A 13,033-nucleotide genomic window follows, 5' to 3' on the forward strand; every position below is an offset into this window, starting at 1 on the left:
TCCGGGGGAGTGGGGGAAGCTGAACGGATGCAAGTACAGGTCTCTGACAAGTTTCGTCAGAGGTTCTGCAGCAGCGTCAGACGGTGGAAATACGCCGAGGGTGCCGGAAGTTCTCCCGGCACCCTCGGTCCGCTCGGGGCCGGCTCAGAGCAGGCCCATCACCTTGTCGACCTGGATCTCGATCACGCACAGGCCCGGCGGCTCCGGCGGCGGCGACCAGTACCGCTTGGCGTACCGCCGTACGCCCTCCTGGACCCTTAACGGGTCCTCATGGACGGTGGCGGTGCCCTCCAGGGTGAGCCAGCGGCCGCCCACCGTCTGGCAGAGGGAGGCCCGGCCGCCGGGCGTGGCCAGCACGTTCCTGGCCTTGCGCCGGGTCACCGCGGTCATGACCCGCGCCAGACCCGCCTCGCCGTCCCAGGTGAAGCGCACGGGCGTCACATGGGGTGAGCCGTCGGGGCGGAGGGTGGTGAAGGTGCACAGCTGGTTCTCGGCGAGGAAGTCCTCGGCCGCGGCGGACAGATGCGGTGACGTCGGCATGGTGGGTCTTCCGATCTCAGGCGTGGGCGGGAGCGGCGGCCGGCTGGTCCGATGCCCTGGTGAAGGGCAGCAGGATCAGCGTGAGCAGCAGGCCCGCCGCGGCGAAGCAGGCGCCCGCGAGGAACGCGTCGTGGAAGACCTCGGTGCGCGCCTCGGTCACCCGCGCGGGGACCCCGTCCGCCCACTTGGTCAGCTCCTCGACCTGGCGGAAGGCGTAGGTGGCGGCCACGGCGAGGCCCAGGGCGCCGCCGACCTCCTGCGCGGTGTTGATGAGACCGGCGGACAGGCCGGACTCGTCCTCGTCGGTGCCGGTGAACGCGGCGACCTGCACCGGCACGAAGGACAGACCGAGGCCGAGGCCGGAGATCAGGAACGCGGGCAGCAGGTCCACCAGGTAGGAGGCGTCGGAGGGGGCCCGCCACAGCAGGAACATGCCCACGCTGGTCAGGGTGAGGCCGACCATCAGCACCGGCTTGGCGGCGACCTTGGTGACCAGCTGGGAGGCGACGCCCGCGCCGACGGCGACGATGACCGCGAGGGGGACGTAGGCCAGACCGGTCTTCAGGGCCGACCAGTTGAGGACCTGCTGCATGAACAGGCTGGCGAAGAAGAACAGCGTGACGCAGGTGCCGAGCAGCAGGACGGCGACGACGTTGGAGGCCCGCAGCGACTTGCGCTTGAAGACGCTGAGCGGGATCAGCGGTGCCGCGGCGCGGCGCTCGATCAGCAGGAACGTGATGAGCAGGACCGCGGAGAGGGCGAAGCCGCCGTAGACGCGGGCCATCGGGACGTCGGAGTCGTCGACGGTCTGGCCGAGGCTGAAGATCAGCAGGACGAGACCGGCGGTCAGCGTCACGGCACCGGCGACGTCGAAGGAGCTGCGGCGCTCGGCGGCACGGCTCTCGGCGACGACCCGCGGGGCGATCAGCGCGAGGACCAGGCCGATCGGCACGTTGATGAAGAAGATCCAGCGCCAGCCCGGGCCGTCGGTGAGCAGACCGCCGAGGGTGACACCCGCGACGGCGGCGATACCGCTGAGCGCGCCCCAGGCACCGAGGGCCTTGTTGCGCTCGGCGCCCTCCTCGAAGTTGTTCGCGAGCAGGGACAGCGCGGCGGTCGCGATGAACGCGGCCCCGAGGCCCTGGGCCCCGCGCGCCACGATCAGCATGGCCGCGCTCTGCCCGAACCCGGCGAGCAGGGAGGCCAGGGCGAACAGGATCAGGCCGGTCTGGAGCATCCGGCGGCGTCCGAAGGCGTCGGCCAGCCGGCCCGTCAGCAGCAGGAAGCCGCCGAGCAGCATGCCGTACGTGGTGACGATGTACTGCAGGGACGTCTGGGAGATGTTCAGCTCGTCCTCGATGGTCGGCAGGGCCACGTTGACGATCGACACGTCGAGGAAGGTCATGAAGCCGGCCAGGCACAGGAACGCCAGGATGAGTCCCGGGCGGCGCGGCGGCTCCGATTCGGCGGCGTGGCGGGGAAGGCGCATCGACTCTTGGGTCGACATGTCGCTCCTAAGGGATGTGACGGAAGGGTTCCGTAGGGACGGGATGTACGGCTTCCGCAGGGACGGGACAGCCGGACGGAAGGACATGGCGCGGGACCGGGAGCGGGGGGCCGCTCACCGTCTTCCGGGAAGCTAGCATCCTCGGTAAAGTAGGTACCTAGAGGAAAGTGACTTCCTGGGAGGGTCCGAATGGGCAGCAGCACCGGCGCCATGGGTAGCGCCGTCACGCATGGCGGACAGGTCGACTCGGAGCTGGCGTGCCCGGTCTCCCCGGTGGTGGACATCGTCTTCAGCCGCTGGACGACGCCGATCCTGTGGACGCTGAACGAGTTCGGCCGGCAGCGTTTCGTCGAACTCCAGCGCAATATCCGCACCATCACGCCGAAGGTGCTCACCCAGCGGCTGCGCCAGATGGAGCGCGACGGGCTGGTGGTGCGCACGTACCACCCCGAGGTGCCGCCCCGGGTCGAGTACGAGATCAGCGAACTCGGCCGCAGCCTGGCGCCGATCTTCGCCCACCTCGCCGACTGGTCCGCGGAGAACCTGACGAAGGTCGAGCGGGCCAGGCGGGAGTTCGACGAGGCCGACGAGGCTGCCTCGGCGCTGCGCTGACCTGCGGCCGGTGCCGGTCTCAACCACGGGCGGGCGCCGGAACATCGGTGTCGAGGACGCGCATGGCGCCCTTGTAGAAGACCAGCGGGTCGGCCTCCTCGCTGGACGTGCCCAGGGCGGTGACCTCGCCGACCACGATCGCGTGGTCGCCGCCGTCGTACTCCTCGGCGAGGCGGCACTCCAGGAAGGCCAGCGCCTCGGTGAGGACCGGCAGTCCGTTCGCGGAGCGGTGGTGCGGGACCTCCGACAGCTGCGCCGACTCGCGGCCCGCGAACTTCCAGGCGAGCCCTTCCTGACTGCGGGTCAGGAAGTTCACCACGAAGCCGCGGGACCGCTGAAGGACCGGGCGCAGCCTGGACTGGCGGTGCAGGCAGAACAGCACCAGCGGCGGCTCCAGCGAGACGGAGGTGAAGGAGTTCACCGTGGTGGCGGCGCCGTCCTCCGGTCCGCCGGTGGTGATGACGGTGACGCCGGTGGCGAAGCTGCCGCACACCGTGCGCAACGCGCGGCCGTCGACCGGCGGTTGCGGCAGATGTCGGCCGTGCTGGGACAACGGCTGGACGGGTATCACGTGAGCCCCCTCGTCAGGTGCGCGGCGCGGTCGCGTCCGCGGCGGTCGTACGAACCTTCTGGGTCTCGCCGGCCGTGAGGTGCTCGCGCCGGGACAGCAGCGGGGCCGCCATCGCCGTCGTCACGAGGGCCATGATCACCAACATGGTGAACATCCGTCCGTCGAGCACTCCGAGGCTCACGGCGGCGTTGAGGATGATGAGTTCGGTCAGGCCCCGGGTGTTCATCAGCACGCCCAGGTCCTTGGCCTCGCGCCAGGACAGGCCGGACAGCCGGGCCGGGACGATCGCGCCCAGCAGCTTGCCCGCGCAGGCCACGCCGATGACCAGGAACAGGGACAGGTAGTCGGTCCCGGTCAGCGCGCCGAGGTCGACACCGAGGCCGGTGACGATGAAGAACACCGGCAGCAGGACGACGCTGACGTCGTCCAGCGGGCGGCGCAGGTGGGCCGCGAGCACCCGCCGGGGTTCGCGCGGCATGACGAAGCCGAACAGGAACGCGCCGAAGATCTGGTGGATGCCGATCCACGAGGTCAGCCACGACGAGGCGAACACGCCCGCGGCCAGCACCGCGAGCAGCACGTTCCAGCGCTCCATCGCGGCCCACCGCCACACCAGGCGGGACACCAGCGGCCGCACCACCAGGAACATCAGCGCCACATAGCCGACGCTGAGCGCCCCGATCCGGGCCAGGTTGGCGTAGTTGCCGTCCGAGCTGACCAGCGCCGACACATACGCCAGCAGACACCAGGCCAGGACGTCGTCGATCGCGGCGCCGGCCAGCGCCAGAGCGCCCACTCGGGTGTTCGTCAGTCGGTTCTCGGTCAGGATCCGCGCCAGCACGGGGAACGCCGTCACGGACATCGCGGTGCCCATGAAGGTGGCGAACGCGGTGAACGAGATGTGGTGGCCGGCCACCGTGTCGTGGTGCGGATACAGCACGACCGCCGCGGCGACGCCCAGACCGAAGGCGAGCACGATGGACGACAGCGAGACGCCCGCCGCCAGACGTGCGTACGGCCGGATCAGCCGCCGCTCGAACTCCCAGCCGACCACGAACATGAACAGGACCAGGCCGACCTGGGAGACCGCCGACAGCAACGGGCGTACGTCGACCGGGAACAGGCGCTCCGTCAGATCACCCGGCAGCAGACCGAGCAGGCTCGGGCCGAGCACGATGCCGGCCGTGATCTCACCGATCACCTTGGGCTGGCCCAGCTTCCGGGCGAGCGCCCCGAGCGCGGCACCGACCAGCAGGATCACGCCGATGTCGAGCAGCATCGTCGCGATCTGCTGCTCCTTGATCCCGGCCGCGAGCGCGGTCATCGAGCGTCACCCGACCGGGGCGGGCTGCCCGTCGACCACACCAGCCGGAACGACAGCTCCGACAGCCGCCAGCCCCGCTCGGTGCGCCGGGCCTCGCCGTGCACGAGAGTGCCGGCGACGAACAGCGGATCGCCGGGAGTGTCCGGGTGGTGTACGTGGGTGGAGACCAGGTTGGCTCGCAGGGCCGCCCGCTCGTCGCCGGTGAGGTCCACGACCGCCGGGGAGTTGAGGTGCTGGGTGCGGGCGAAGGCCTCCAGCGCCTGCCGGTGCCAGGCGGCGAGGCCCTCGATGCCCTCGTGCCGGGCCATCGGGAACTCGACGCGGGCGTCGTCGGTGAACAGCGCGCGCGCCCACGCGTCGTCGAGTTTCTCTTCGTCGAGATCTATGAGATATCGGTCCAGCAGGGTGCTGATGTCGGCTGCTGTCGTGGCGGAATTCATTACCCGAGCATCGCGCGCGGGCCAATGGACGCCCAAGAGCACTTGTCGAAGACCTGACGTAGCTGCCGAAGATCTGACGCCGGGAGCAAAGACCTGACAATCCGCGCGCAGTCCTGAACACAACGGTCTTCAACCGGACTTGATGGCTTGTCATGCTGATCGGGAAGCACCGACCAAGCAATTCGAGTTCTGCTTCTTTCGTCAACTCATCAACCGATCGACCGGAAGAGATAGAGAGAATGCCGAAGATCGCAGCCGATGGTAAGAACCTGACCGTGCTCAACCTGTTCTCGACCGACTCCGCGGAGAAGCAGGACAGCCTGCTCGCCGCGATGCGCGAGATCGTCGACGCCGCGACCTACGAGGGCTGGAAGTCCAGCACCGTGCACAGCGGGCAGACCAAGTTCGGCACCGCCAACTTCATCCAGTGGCGCTCCACCGAGGACCTGGAGGCCCGCTACGCCGGCGAGGAGTTCAAGCACCGCACGCTGCCGCTGTTCGGTGAGATCACCACGGCGATCCGGCTGCTGCAGAACGAGGTGGTCTTCACCCAGCAGAAGCCGGGCGCCGGGGAGACCGAGATCGGTCCGGACCGCGACGACTACACGGTCATCGACCTGTACGGCGTCTTCGAGAAGCACCAGGACGACCTGGTCGAGGCGCTCGGCGCGTCCCAGGACTGGCTCCAGAAGGTCCCGGGGTACCGCAGCCACACGGTGCTGCGCGGGCTGCGCGGGCGCGGCATCGAGGGCAAGTGGGTCGTCGTCTACTCGCAGTGGGACAGCAAGGAGGCCTACGACGCGTTCCTCGAGCAGCCGAGCGCCGAGCGGTCGGCGGAGCGGCAGAAGATCGACGCCCGGGTGGACGCGCTGGCCGTCTGGCGGGACTCCAACACCTACCGCGTGGTGCACACCCGGTCGGCGGGCGAGTGACGGCCCGGGCCGTCGGCCCGAGGTGCGTGACGCCGAAGGGGCACGGCCCGGTGTGGAGTGCACATGCGCGTACTGGTGATCGATCCGGATGACGGGACCGCCGAACCGCTGGTGTGCCGCCTGGTGCGCAACGGCCATCAGGTCCGGCGGGCCCGTACCGGGCGGGCCGGCCTCCAGGCGTGGGAGCAGGCCGAAGTCGTCCTGCTCGACCTGGAGTTGCCGGACCTCGACGGTCTTCAGGTGTGCGCCGAGATCCGGGCCCGGGGCAACACACCGCTGATCACCTTCACCAGCCGGGACTCCGAGCTGGATCGGGTGCTCAGTCTGCGCTCGGGTGCGGACGACTGTCTGGTGAAGCCGTACGGGTTCCGGGAGCTCGTCGCCCGGATGAACGCGGTGACGCGGCGCTTCGCCACGGGCGGCGGTCCGGTCGGAGTGTCCTGCGGGGCGCTGCGCCTGGACCCCGGCACGCGGGAGGCGTGGCTCGGGGAGCAGTCCCTGGAGCTGACCCGCAAGGAGTTCGACATCCTGCTGCTGCTGGCCTCGGCACCCGAGACGGTGGTCTCGCGCCGGGACCTGATCGCGGCGGTCTGGGCGGACGAGTGGGCCATCTCCACCCGCACGGTGGACACGCACGTCAGCGCCCTGCGCGCCAAGCTGGGCGAGGGCTGGATCACCACGGTCCGGGGCGTCGGCTACCGCCTGGAGGAAACCTCCCGCACCACCCCACCGCCGGGCCGTGCGGGGCCCGGCGCGAGGGACGGCCGCCCCGAGCCCCTCAACGGGATGGCGGGCTGAGGGGCGGCCGCGCTGCAGGAGACCCGGCTGCCGCGAGGCCGGGTCCCGAGGCCTCTGCGGCGGCAACACCTCATTTCCGACCCGCGCGAGGGCCCGGCCCGGGTGGCGGAGTGGCGCTCGGGGCGGGATGCGTCTGGTTGGTTCGAAGGGGCGGCCGCACGGCACGAAGCCCGGCTGCCGCGAGGCCGGACACGGAGGCTTCCGCGGCGGTAACACCGCATGCCCGGCCCGCGCGACGACCCGTGTCAGCTGAGTGCCGCTTGAGGCGGGATGCGTTGGGTTGGTTCAGAGGGGCGGCCGCGCTGCACGAAGCGCGGCTGTCGCGAGGCCGGGTGCCGAGGCTTCCGCGGCGGCGACACCGCATGCCCGGCCCGCGCGACGACCCGTGTCAGCTGAGTGCCGCTTGAGGCGGGATGCGTTGGGTTGGTTCAGAGGGGCGGCCGCGCTGCACGAAGCGCGGCTGTCGCGAGGCCGGGTGCCGAGGCTTCCGCGGCGGCGACACCGCATGCCCGGCCCGCGCGACGACCCGTGTCCGCCGTCGTAGCGCCGGGGTTTGCCCCAGGGGCGTGTGCCCAGTGCGGAGTGCAACCGCCGAGCGAGCCGACCGGCGACCATGGCGTCGTAGCGGTTCGGTCGGGGCGGTTCGGGTGGCGGAGTGCCGCTCCGGTCGGATTGGGGTCGGCTGTGATCGGGTGCCCGCAGCGAGACGCGGGCGTGGTCAGTCGGCTCGATGTCTGAATGCCCTTGGTTACGGCCGGCGCGGGCCCGGTCGGCACGGGACCGGGGTGTCGGTTTCCTGGTGCCGTACCCCACCGAGCCTGCCGTACAGCCGTGCCGTGAGCGCGTCGCCTCGGTCAGGCGGCGCTGTCCTCGCCCTCCGGGGCAGGGCCCCGCTCCTCTTCCAGGGGCTCGTCGTACTCCTCGTCGAGCGGTGTGTCCTCGGCGTCCAGGGCGGCGGCGCGTGAGGCCAGGAGGGACACGGCCCGGTCGGGGGTCAGCTCCAGGGTCGGGAGGATCTGGGGCATCGCGATGCTGGGCAGGAGGTGGCGGAACATGGCGATCACCCGGCGCGTCAGGTCTTTGCGCTGGCACAGGACCTGGGACGTCCACTGGATGCCGGTGAAGGACCCGGAGAGCAACTCCGCCGTCTCCGCCGGGTCGACGTGCGGCAGCAACTCCCCGCGCTCACGCGCCTCGACGAGCACCTCCGTCAGCCGGTCCGCCCAGGACTGGAACGGGCGGCCGTGGAACGGGTTGCCGCCCTCGGCGCTCTCGCTCCACTGGTCCATGGCGAGCCCGACGCTGGCCCGGGTCAGCGGGTCGTGCTGCAGCTGATGCGCGAACAGCAGCCCCTGGTCGACGAGTTCCTGCAGCCTCGTCCGCTGCGGAGGCAACGGCCCGAGCTCCAGCTGCGCCGCTATCACCCCGAGGGCCAGATCCTCCTTGGAGGTGAAGTGGAAGTAGAGCGCCCCCTTGGTGACGCCGGCCCGCGCGATGATCTCCGTGATCGTGGCCGTGCTGTAGCCCCGTTCGTCGAACACCTCGGCCGCCGCCAGCAGGATCGACGTACGGGTCTGGATTGCTCGTGCTTGACGTGCCATGCCACCGTGCCTGTTTCTATGTCAGAGCTTGGTCAGGTCCCCGCGCAAAGAGAACCGGACTGCCAGTCTTTTGTCGAGGGGGCAACGATCCCCGCATGTATCGACTCAGGGGGCAATCCATGTCTGATGGCGCGATATCCGTAGTCAACCGCTTTGTTGAGGCCCGTCCCGTTCTGGACCCGGCCCACGAACGATCCGACCGCACCGCCGTGGCCCACCCCGCACGACACACCGGTCTGCTTCCCGCGCAGACCGCCACGATCCCCTCCGGCGACACCGCCGTACGCCCCGCATACCGGACCGACTCCCCGGTTCTGACTCCGGACGGCCGGGCCACGGGCGAGCTCTGCCACCGCCCGGATCCGGAGGATCGTTTCCCCCTCGACTGGCTGCGCCTTTCCGAGCACCGCTTCCTCGTCTCGGTGCACTGGCCCGCCGCACACCGCTTCTTCGCCCCGCTCCCCGACGGCCGTCAGGATCCGCTGCTCGTCGCCGAGACCACCCGGCAGGCGACGATGATGCTGGCCCACGCCGAGTTCGGGGTCCCGGTCGGCGACCAGTTCGTGATGCGCGAGCTCGGATACCGGGTCGAGACCCCGGACTTCACCGTGCACAGCGCCTCGGGCGCGATCGACGTCGTGGTCGAGTGCTCCGACGTCCAGCTCCGCGCCGGCCGCCTCGTCGGCATGCGGGTCGACCTGCGCTTCCAGCGGCTGGGCCGCGTCCTCGCCACCAGTATGGGCATCCTGGTCTGCACCTCGGCCCGCGTCTACCGCAGGCTCCGCGGCGAGCGGATGTCCGACCCGGGCCGTCCCGTGCCGCTGCTCCCCGCCGTCGCCCCGCACGAGACCGGCCGCGACGACCGCAAGGACGTCGTCCTCGCCCTGTCCAAGCACCGCCCCGGCTGGCGGCTCCGCCTGGACACCACCCACCCCACTCTCTTCGCCCGCCCCAACGACCACGTCCCCGGCATGGTGCTCCTGGAAGCCGCACGGCAGGCCGCCACCGCGCTCACGCCCGGGCACGACTTCCACCCCGCGTCGATGCGGATCTCCTTCGACAAGTACTGCGAACTGACCGAGCCCTGCTGGATCCTGGCCCGGCACGAGCGGTGCGCGGAGCAGGGAGCGGTGCTGCGCGTGCAGGGCGTGCAGCAGGAGGAGCCCGTCTTCACCGCGATCCTGAGCGGCGCCGTCCGGGGCGGCAGGTGAGCCGGCACGTTCTGGTGACGGGCTCCGGCGGCTTCGTCGGCGGACATGTGGTCGCCGCAGCCCGCGCCGCGGGGGGCGTCCGGCTGCGGTTACTGGTCCGCGCACGGCCGTCGTCGGCGTCTCCTTCGCCGGCGGCCGACGGTCCGCCGCTGCCCGACGGCGTCCCGGTCGCGAACGGACGGGGCGACGAGCATGTACGGGATGTCGAGTACGTACGAGGCGACCTCACCGACCCCGGCTCGCTGCGCGGTGTCTGCGACGGCGTCGACGCGGTCGTGCACTGCGCCGCCCAGGTCGGCGGCGACCCCCGACTCCTGCGCCGGGTCAACGATCTGGGCACGCACGCCCTCGTCGAGGAGGCCCGGCGGGCCGGGGTCGAACGGTTCGTGTACCTGAGCACCGCGGCGGTGCACGGCCGGGGCCCGTTCAGCGGGGTGCGGCCCGGGCAGGCGCCGATCGCGCCGGTGTCGGACACCAGCCGGACGAGGGCGGCGGCCGAGCGCCACGTCCTCGCGGCGGGCGGCACGGTGCTGCGCCCTCATCTGGTCTACGGGGCGGGGGACCGCTGGGTGGTGCCCGGCGTCCTGACGCTGCTGCGGGCACTCGGGGGCCGGCCGGAGGGGCAGCTCGGACGGCAGTCGATGATCGACGCCGCGATTCTGGGGAACGTACTGCTTTCGGCCGCGCTGGCACCCGCGGTCCGCGGGGGGCGTGTCCATTTCGTCAACCACCCGGATCCGGTGCCCGGTGAGGACCTGCTCACGGCGGTCGCCGAAACGTACGGTCTGCTTCCGGAGGCCGCCGCCGGCATTCCGGTGGAGACCGCCCGCGCCCGGCTCCGCGACGACCCGCTCGCCCGGCACCATCTCGAACTGCTGGCGACGGACCACTGGTTCACGGACGACACGGTCTGGGCCCGCCTCGGCCGCGCTCCTGGAGCGGGGTTCGCCGAGAACTTCCCGCGCCACGCCGACCGGTACCGGAACCCACGGCCGGTCCCGGGTCCGGCAGTCGGGCCGGGTCACGTCACCCCGGAGGGCGCCGCATCCGTGCCGACCGCGTCCTCCGGGTCGTAGGGCAGATAACGCGAGGCGTTCACCGCGTAGTCGACCACGTCGTTCGTGCCGCCGGGGTTCAGGGTGCCGAGTACGTCCGGCGCGGCGAGCCCCGGCAGAAACCCCTGCCAGAAACCCGTGAAGGCCATCCGGATCCGGTCGCCCTCTCCTCCCTTGATCAGTACGCCTATGCCCGTGGTGGAAGCGACGATGGCGCAGGTCAGCGCCTGCTGCTGGACCTGCGCCGCGAGCCCGCCCTCCTGGTGCGCGCGGTCCAGCAGGCGGTGGACACAGGCGTGCCATGCGTGGAGGAACTGCTCGCGCCCCTTGCGGGACCGGTCGTTGTCCAGTCGCAGCCCTGCCCTCGACACCACGTCCCAGGCCAGCAGCTGGCCCAGGGTGTGCGAGATGTCGGTGAGGGCCTGCAGCGGCTCGGAGTTCTTCTCGTACGCGAGGCGCGAGGCGCGCCACAGGATGCCGCGGGCCTCGCTCACGACGGCCTGGGCCAGGTCCTCCTTGTTCGCGAAGTGGAAGTGCAGCGCGCCCGTGCTCATGTTGGCCCGCGCGCTGATGTCGGAGAGCCTGGCGGAGGCGTAGTCCTCGCGGTCGAAGACCTCCGCCGCCGACTTGAGCATCAGCCGTCGGGTGCGGATCGCCCTCTCCTGTTGTAGTCCCACCTGCGTGAATCCTTTCATCCCACGTCCCGGGAAACGGACTTGACGGTTTGGTTTGTGGACGCTGAGTGTCCCCCCGGGGGGAGCGCCGGTCCCGTCGGCGGCCCCGTTCCTATCGACACTCCGTCAGTACTGCCCAGAAGATCACACTTTCCCACCTCGTGACCAGGGCAAGGGAAAAGCGGAAGCAGGGAATCAGCCAGCCGAGAACATCCCGGACGGTCTACCACCGCCACGGGGGATGTGCAACGCATCGGGCAGAGCCGACCATTGACCCTCGATCTACTGGCCGGTATGGCCAACTGCTGACGCCAAGAACAAACCGCGGTGGCTGTCAGTGGACGTTTGCACTTGGTTCACGGTCGAAATTTACGCAGTTGCAAGATCAAGTATTCCGCGACCGATCACACAATGGAGCGGAATTGATCCTTCATCTCGTGTCAACTCCGGCAAAAACGGCATCAGTTGTCACGGTAGGTAAGTTTACCGAGTCTTTTTTTGACAAACCGAGGGGTAGGTTTTTAGGCTCGACGAGCCAAGGCGCTCGAGCGGGAACTACGTGTTCAGGGGGAGAGCAGTGAGCCAACGCGCAACGAGCAGCACTCTGGAGTTTCGAAAGCCCGTCCCGCCGCAGATCCGCAAGACGTCGACGAACTGGCGGGTCCTGGTCGTCGAGAACAACGCCGGTGACATGGAGGTCCTGGCCACCGGACTGCGCCGGCACGGCCACCAGGTCGAGGGTGTCGGCACCGGAAATGCCGCCCTGCAGGCCTACCAGGGGTCTGACATCGTCCTGCTGGACCTCGAACTGCCCGACCTGGACGGTCTCGAGGTCTGTCGCTCCATCCGGTCCCTGAGCGACGTGCCCCTCATCGCCGTCACGGGGTGGGGAACGGAGCTGGACCGCGTCCTGGGCCTCCAGGCCGGCGCGGACGACTATCTCGTCAAGCCCTACGGCTTCCGGGAACTGATGGCCCGTATGGACGCCGTCATGCGCCGCTCGCGTCCGCAGGTGCACACCGAGCAGGTCGTGTTACGCGGGCCGTTGCGCATCGACGCCGCCTCGCGCGAGGTCAGTCTGCACGGCCGGGTCGTGGAGGTCACCCGCAAGGAGTTCGACCTGCTCTACCTGCTCGCCTGCCATCCGGAGACCGTGATCTCCCGCAAGCGCATCATGCAGCAGGTCTGGGGCGGTTCCTGGTCCCGGCGCACGGTGGACACCCATGTCAGCAGCCTGCGCGGGAAGTTGGGGGACAGCGACTGGATCGTCACCGTGCGCGGAGTGGGCTTCCGCTTCGGCAGTGGCTGACACCTCACCCGGCGGGATGTGACGTCATCGCCGCCGGGTATCGAAAAGGGCGGGCTCCCCTCGGGGAGCCCGCCCTTTCGGCTGTGCCCGCTCCTTCGCACACGCTCTGCGGAGGCGGTCGTACGTTCTCCGCCGGGCGGCGGTTCGATGGGGGTTTCTGACCCTTTCCTGACACTTGCCTGGCGCTGCGCCAACAAAGCCGTATCCCGTCTGAGGATCTGGTCCGAAGGCTTAATTGCCGGCTGTTGAAAGCGCCGAGGCCCCACTCGGAGGATGGACAGGTATTCAGGCGCCGGTCCGGAACGGGAATTCCCCCGGCCGCGCTTGATCATCCCAGAATTCCTGCCGATTGAGGAGAGGGCCGTCGTGCGCAAGGTGCTCATCGCCAACCGTGGCGAAATCGCTGTCCGCGTGGCCCGGGCCTGCCGGGACGCCGGGATCGCGAGCGTGGCCGTCTAC

14 protein-coding genes are annotated in these 13,033 nt (G+C 70.1%); 7 read left to right on the plus strand and 7 right to left on the minus strand.

Going from position 1 to position 13,033, the window contains the following annotated elements; translation table 11 throughout:
- Positions 1-144: 144 nt before the first annotated feature.
- Positions 145-540, minus strand: coding sequence for a pyridoxamine 5'-phosphate oxidase family protein (locus ACIBU0_RS43700; RefSeq protein ID WP_398830314.1), 396 nt, complete (start codon positions 538-540; stop codon positions 145-147).
- A gap of 16 nt (positions 541-556) precedes the next feature.
- Positions 557-2,047 carry an MFS transporter gene (locus ACIBU0_RS43705; protein ID WP_398830317.1) on the minus strand — a complete coding sequence of 497 codons (1,491 nt, stop codon included), beginning with the start codon at positions 2,045-2,047 and terminating at the stop codon, positions 557-559.
- Between the two features lie 189 nt (positions 2,048-2,236).
- Between ACIBU0_RS43705 and ACIBU0_RS43710 the strand changes: the two genes are divergently transcribed.
- Positions 2,237-2,659 (plus strand): winged helix-turn-helix transcriptional regulator, encoded by a 423-nt coding sequence (locus tag ACIBU0_RS43710; RefSeq protein WP_398830320.1) that lies wholly within the window; start codon positions 2,237-2,239, stop codon positions 2,657-2,659.
- A 19-nt stretch (positions 2,660-2,678) separates the two neighbouring features.
- On the opposite strand, the gene ACIBU0_RS43715 is transcribed toward ACIBU0_RS43710, so the two are convergent.
- The 3 genes from ACIBU0_RS43715 to ACIBU0_RS43725 are packed head-to-tail and all read right to left on the minus strand — an operon-like array spanning position 2,679 to position 4,994.
- Positions 2,679-3,230 (minus strand): flavin reductase family protein, encoded by a 552-nt coding sequence (locus tag ACIBU0_RS43715; protein ID WP_398830322.1) that lies wholly within the window; start codon positions 3,228-3,230, stop codon positions 2,679-2,681.
- A gap of 13 nt (positions 3,231-3,243) precedes the next feature.
- Positions 3,244-4,554: a cation:proton antiporter gene (locus tag ACIBU0_RS43720; RefSeq protein ID WP_398830325.1), complete on the minus strand. Its 1,311-nt coding sequence runs from the start codon at positions 4,552-4,554 to the stop codon at positions 3,244-3,246.
- Positions 4,551-4,994 (minus strand): nuclear transport factor 2 family protein, encoded by a 444-nt coding sequence (locus tag ACIBU0_RS43725; RefSeq protein ID WP_398830327.1) that lies wholly within the window; start codon positions 4,992-4,994, stop codon positions 4,551-4,553. Before ACIBU0_RS43725 ends, ACIBU0_RS43720 begins: the two co-directional genes overlap by 4 nt.
- 239 nt (positions 4,995-5,233) lie before the next feature.
- Here ACIBU0_RS43725 and ACIBU0_RS43730 point away from each other — a divergent pair, with 239 nt between their 5' ends.
- Complete coding sequence (locus ACIBU0_RS43730; RefSeq protein WP_398830330.1) at positions 5,234-5,926, plus strand: antibiotic biosynthesis monooxygenase family protein; 693 nt, start codon at positions 5,234-5,236, stop codon at positions 5,924-5,926.
- Between the two features lie 63 nt (positions 5,927-5,989).
- Positions 5,990-6,724, plus strand: coding sequence for a response regulator transcription factor (locus ACIBU0_RS43735; protein WP_398830332.1), 735 nt, complete (start codon positions 5,990-5,992; stop codon positions 6,722-6,724).
- Between the two features lie 854 nt (positions 6,725-7,578).
- On the opposite strand, the gene ACIBU0_RS43740 is transcribed toward ACIBU0_RS43735, so the two are convergent.
- Positions 7,579-8,325: a ScbR family autoregulator-binding transcription factor gene (locus tag ACIBU0_RS43740; RefSeq protein WP_398830334.1), complete on the minus strand. Its 747-nt coding sequence runs from the start codon at positions 8,323-8,325 to the stop codon at positions 7,579-7,581.
- A gap of 119 nt (positions 8,326-8,444) precedes the next feature.
- On the opposite strand from ACIBU0_RS43740, the gene ACIBU0_RS43745 reads away from it, so the two are divergent.
- Positions 8,445-9,536 carry a ScbA/BarX family gamma-butyrolactone biosynthesis protein gene (locus ACIBU0_RS43745; RefSeq protein WP_398830336.1) on the plus strand — a complete coding sequence of 364 codons (1,092 nt, stop codon included), beginning with the start codon at positions 8,445-8,447 and terminating at the stop codon, positions 9,534-9,536.
- Positions 9,533-10,612, plus strand: coding sequence for an NAD-dependent epimerase/dehydratase family protein (locus ACIBU0_RS43750; protein ID WP_398830338.1), 1,080 nt, complete (start codon positions 9,533-9,535; stop codon positions 10,610-10,612). The genes ACIBU0_RS43745 and ACIBU0_RS43750 overlap by 4 nt, the downstream gene beginning before the upstream one ends.
- Here ACIBU0_RS43750 and ACIBU0_RS43755 read toward each other — a convergent pair.
- Positions 10,558-11,268 (minus strand): ScbR family autoregulator-binding transcription factor, encoded by a 711-nt coding sequence (locus ACIBU0_RS43755; RefSeq protein WP_398830341.1) that lies wholly within the window; start codon positions 11,266-11,268, stop codon positions 10,558-10,560. The two genes, ACIBU0_RS43750 and ACIBU0_RS43755, sit on opposite strands and share 55 nt — an antisense overlap.
- A gap of 574 nt (positions 11,269-11,842) precedes the next feature.
- Here ACIBU0_RS43755 and ACIBU0_RS43760 point away from each other — a divergent pair.
- Positions 11,843-12,574 carry a response regulator transcription factor gene (locus ACIBU0_RS43760; RefSeq protein ID WP_398830344.1) on the plus strand — a complete coding sequence of 244 codons (732 nt, stop codon included), beginning with the start codon at positions 11,843-11,845 and terminating at the stop codon, positions 12,572-12,574.
- A gap of 366 nt (positions 12,575-12,940) precedes the next feature.
- On the plus strand, positions 12,941-13,033 hold a 93-nt coding region (locus tag ACIBU0_RS43765), incomplete at its 3' end, for a biotin carboxylase N-terminal domain-containing protein (RefSeq protein WP_280842533.1).

Source organism: Streptomyces sp. NPDC049627, assembly GCF_044465645.1.
Classification (GTDB): domain Bacteria; phylum Actinomycetota; class Actinomycetes; order Streptomycetales; family Streptomycetaceae; genus Streptomyces.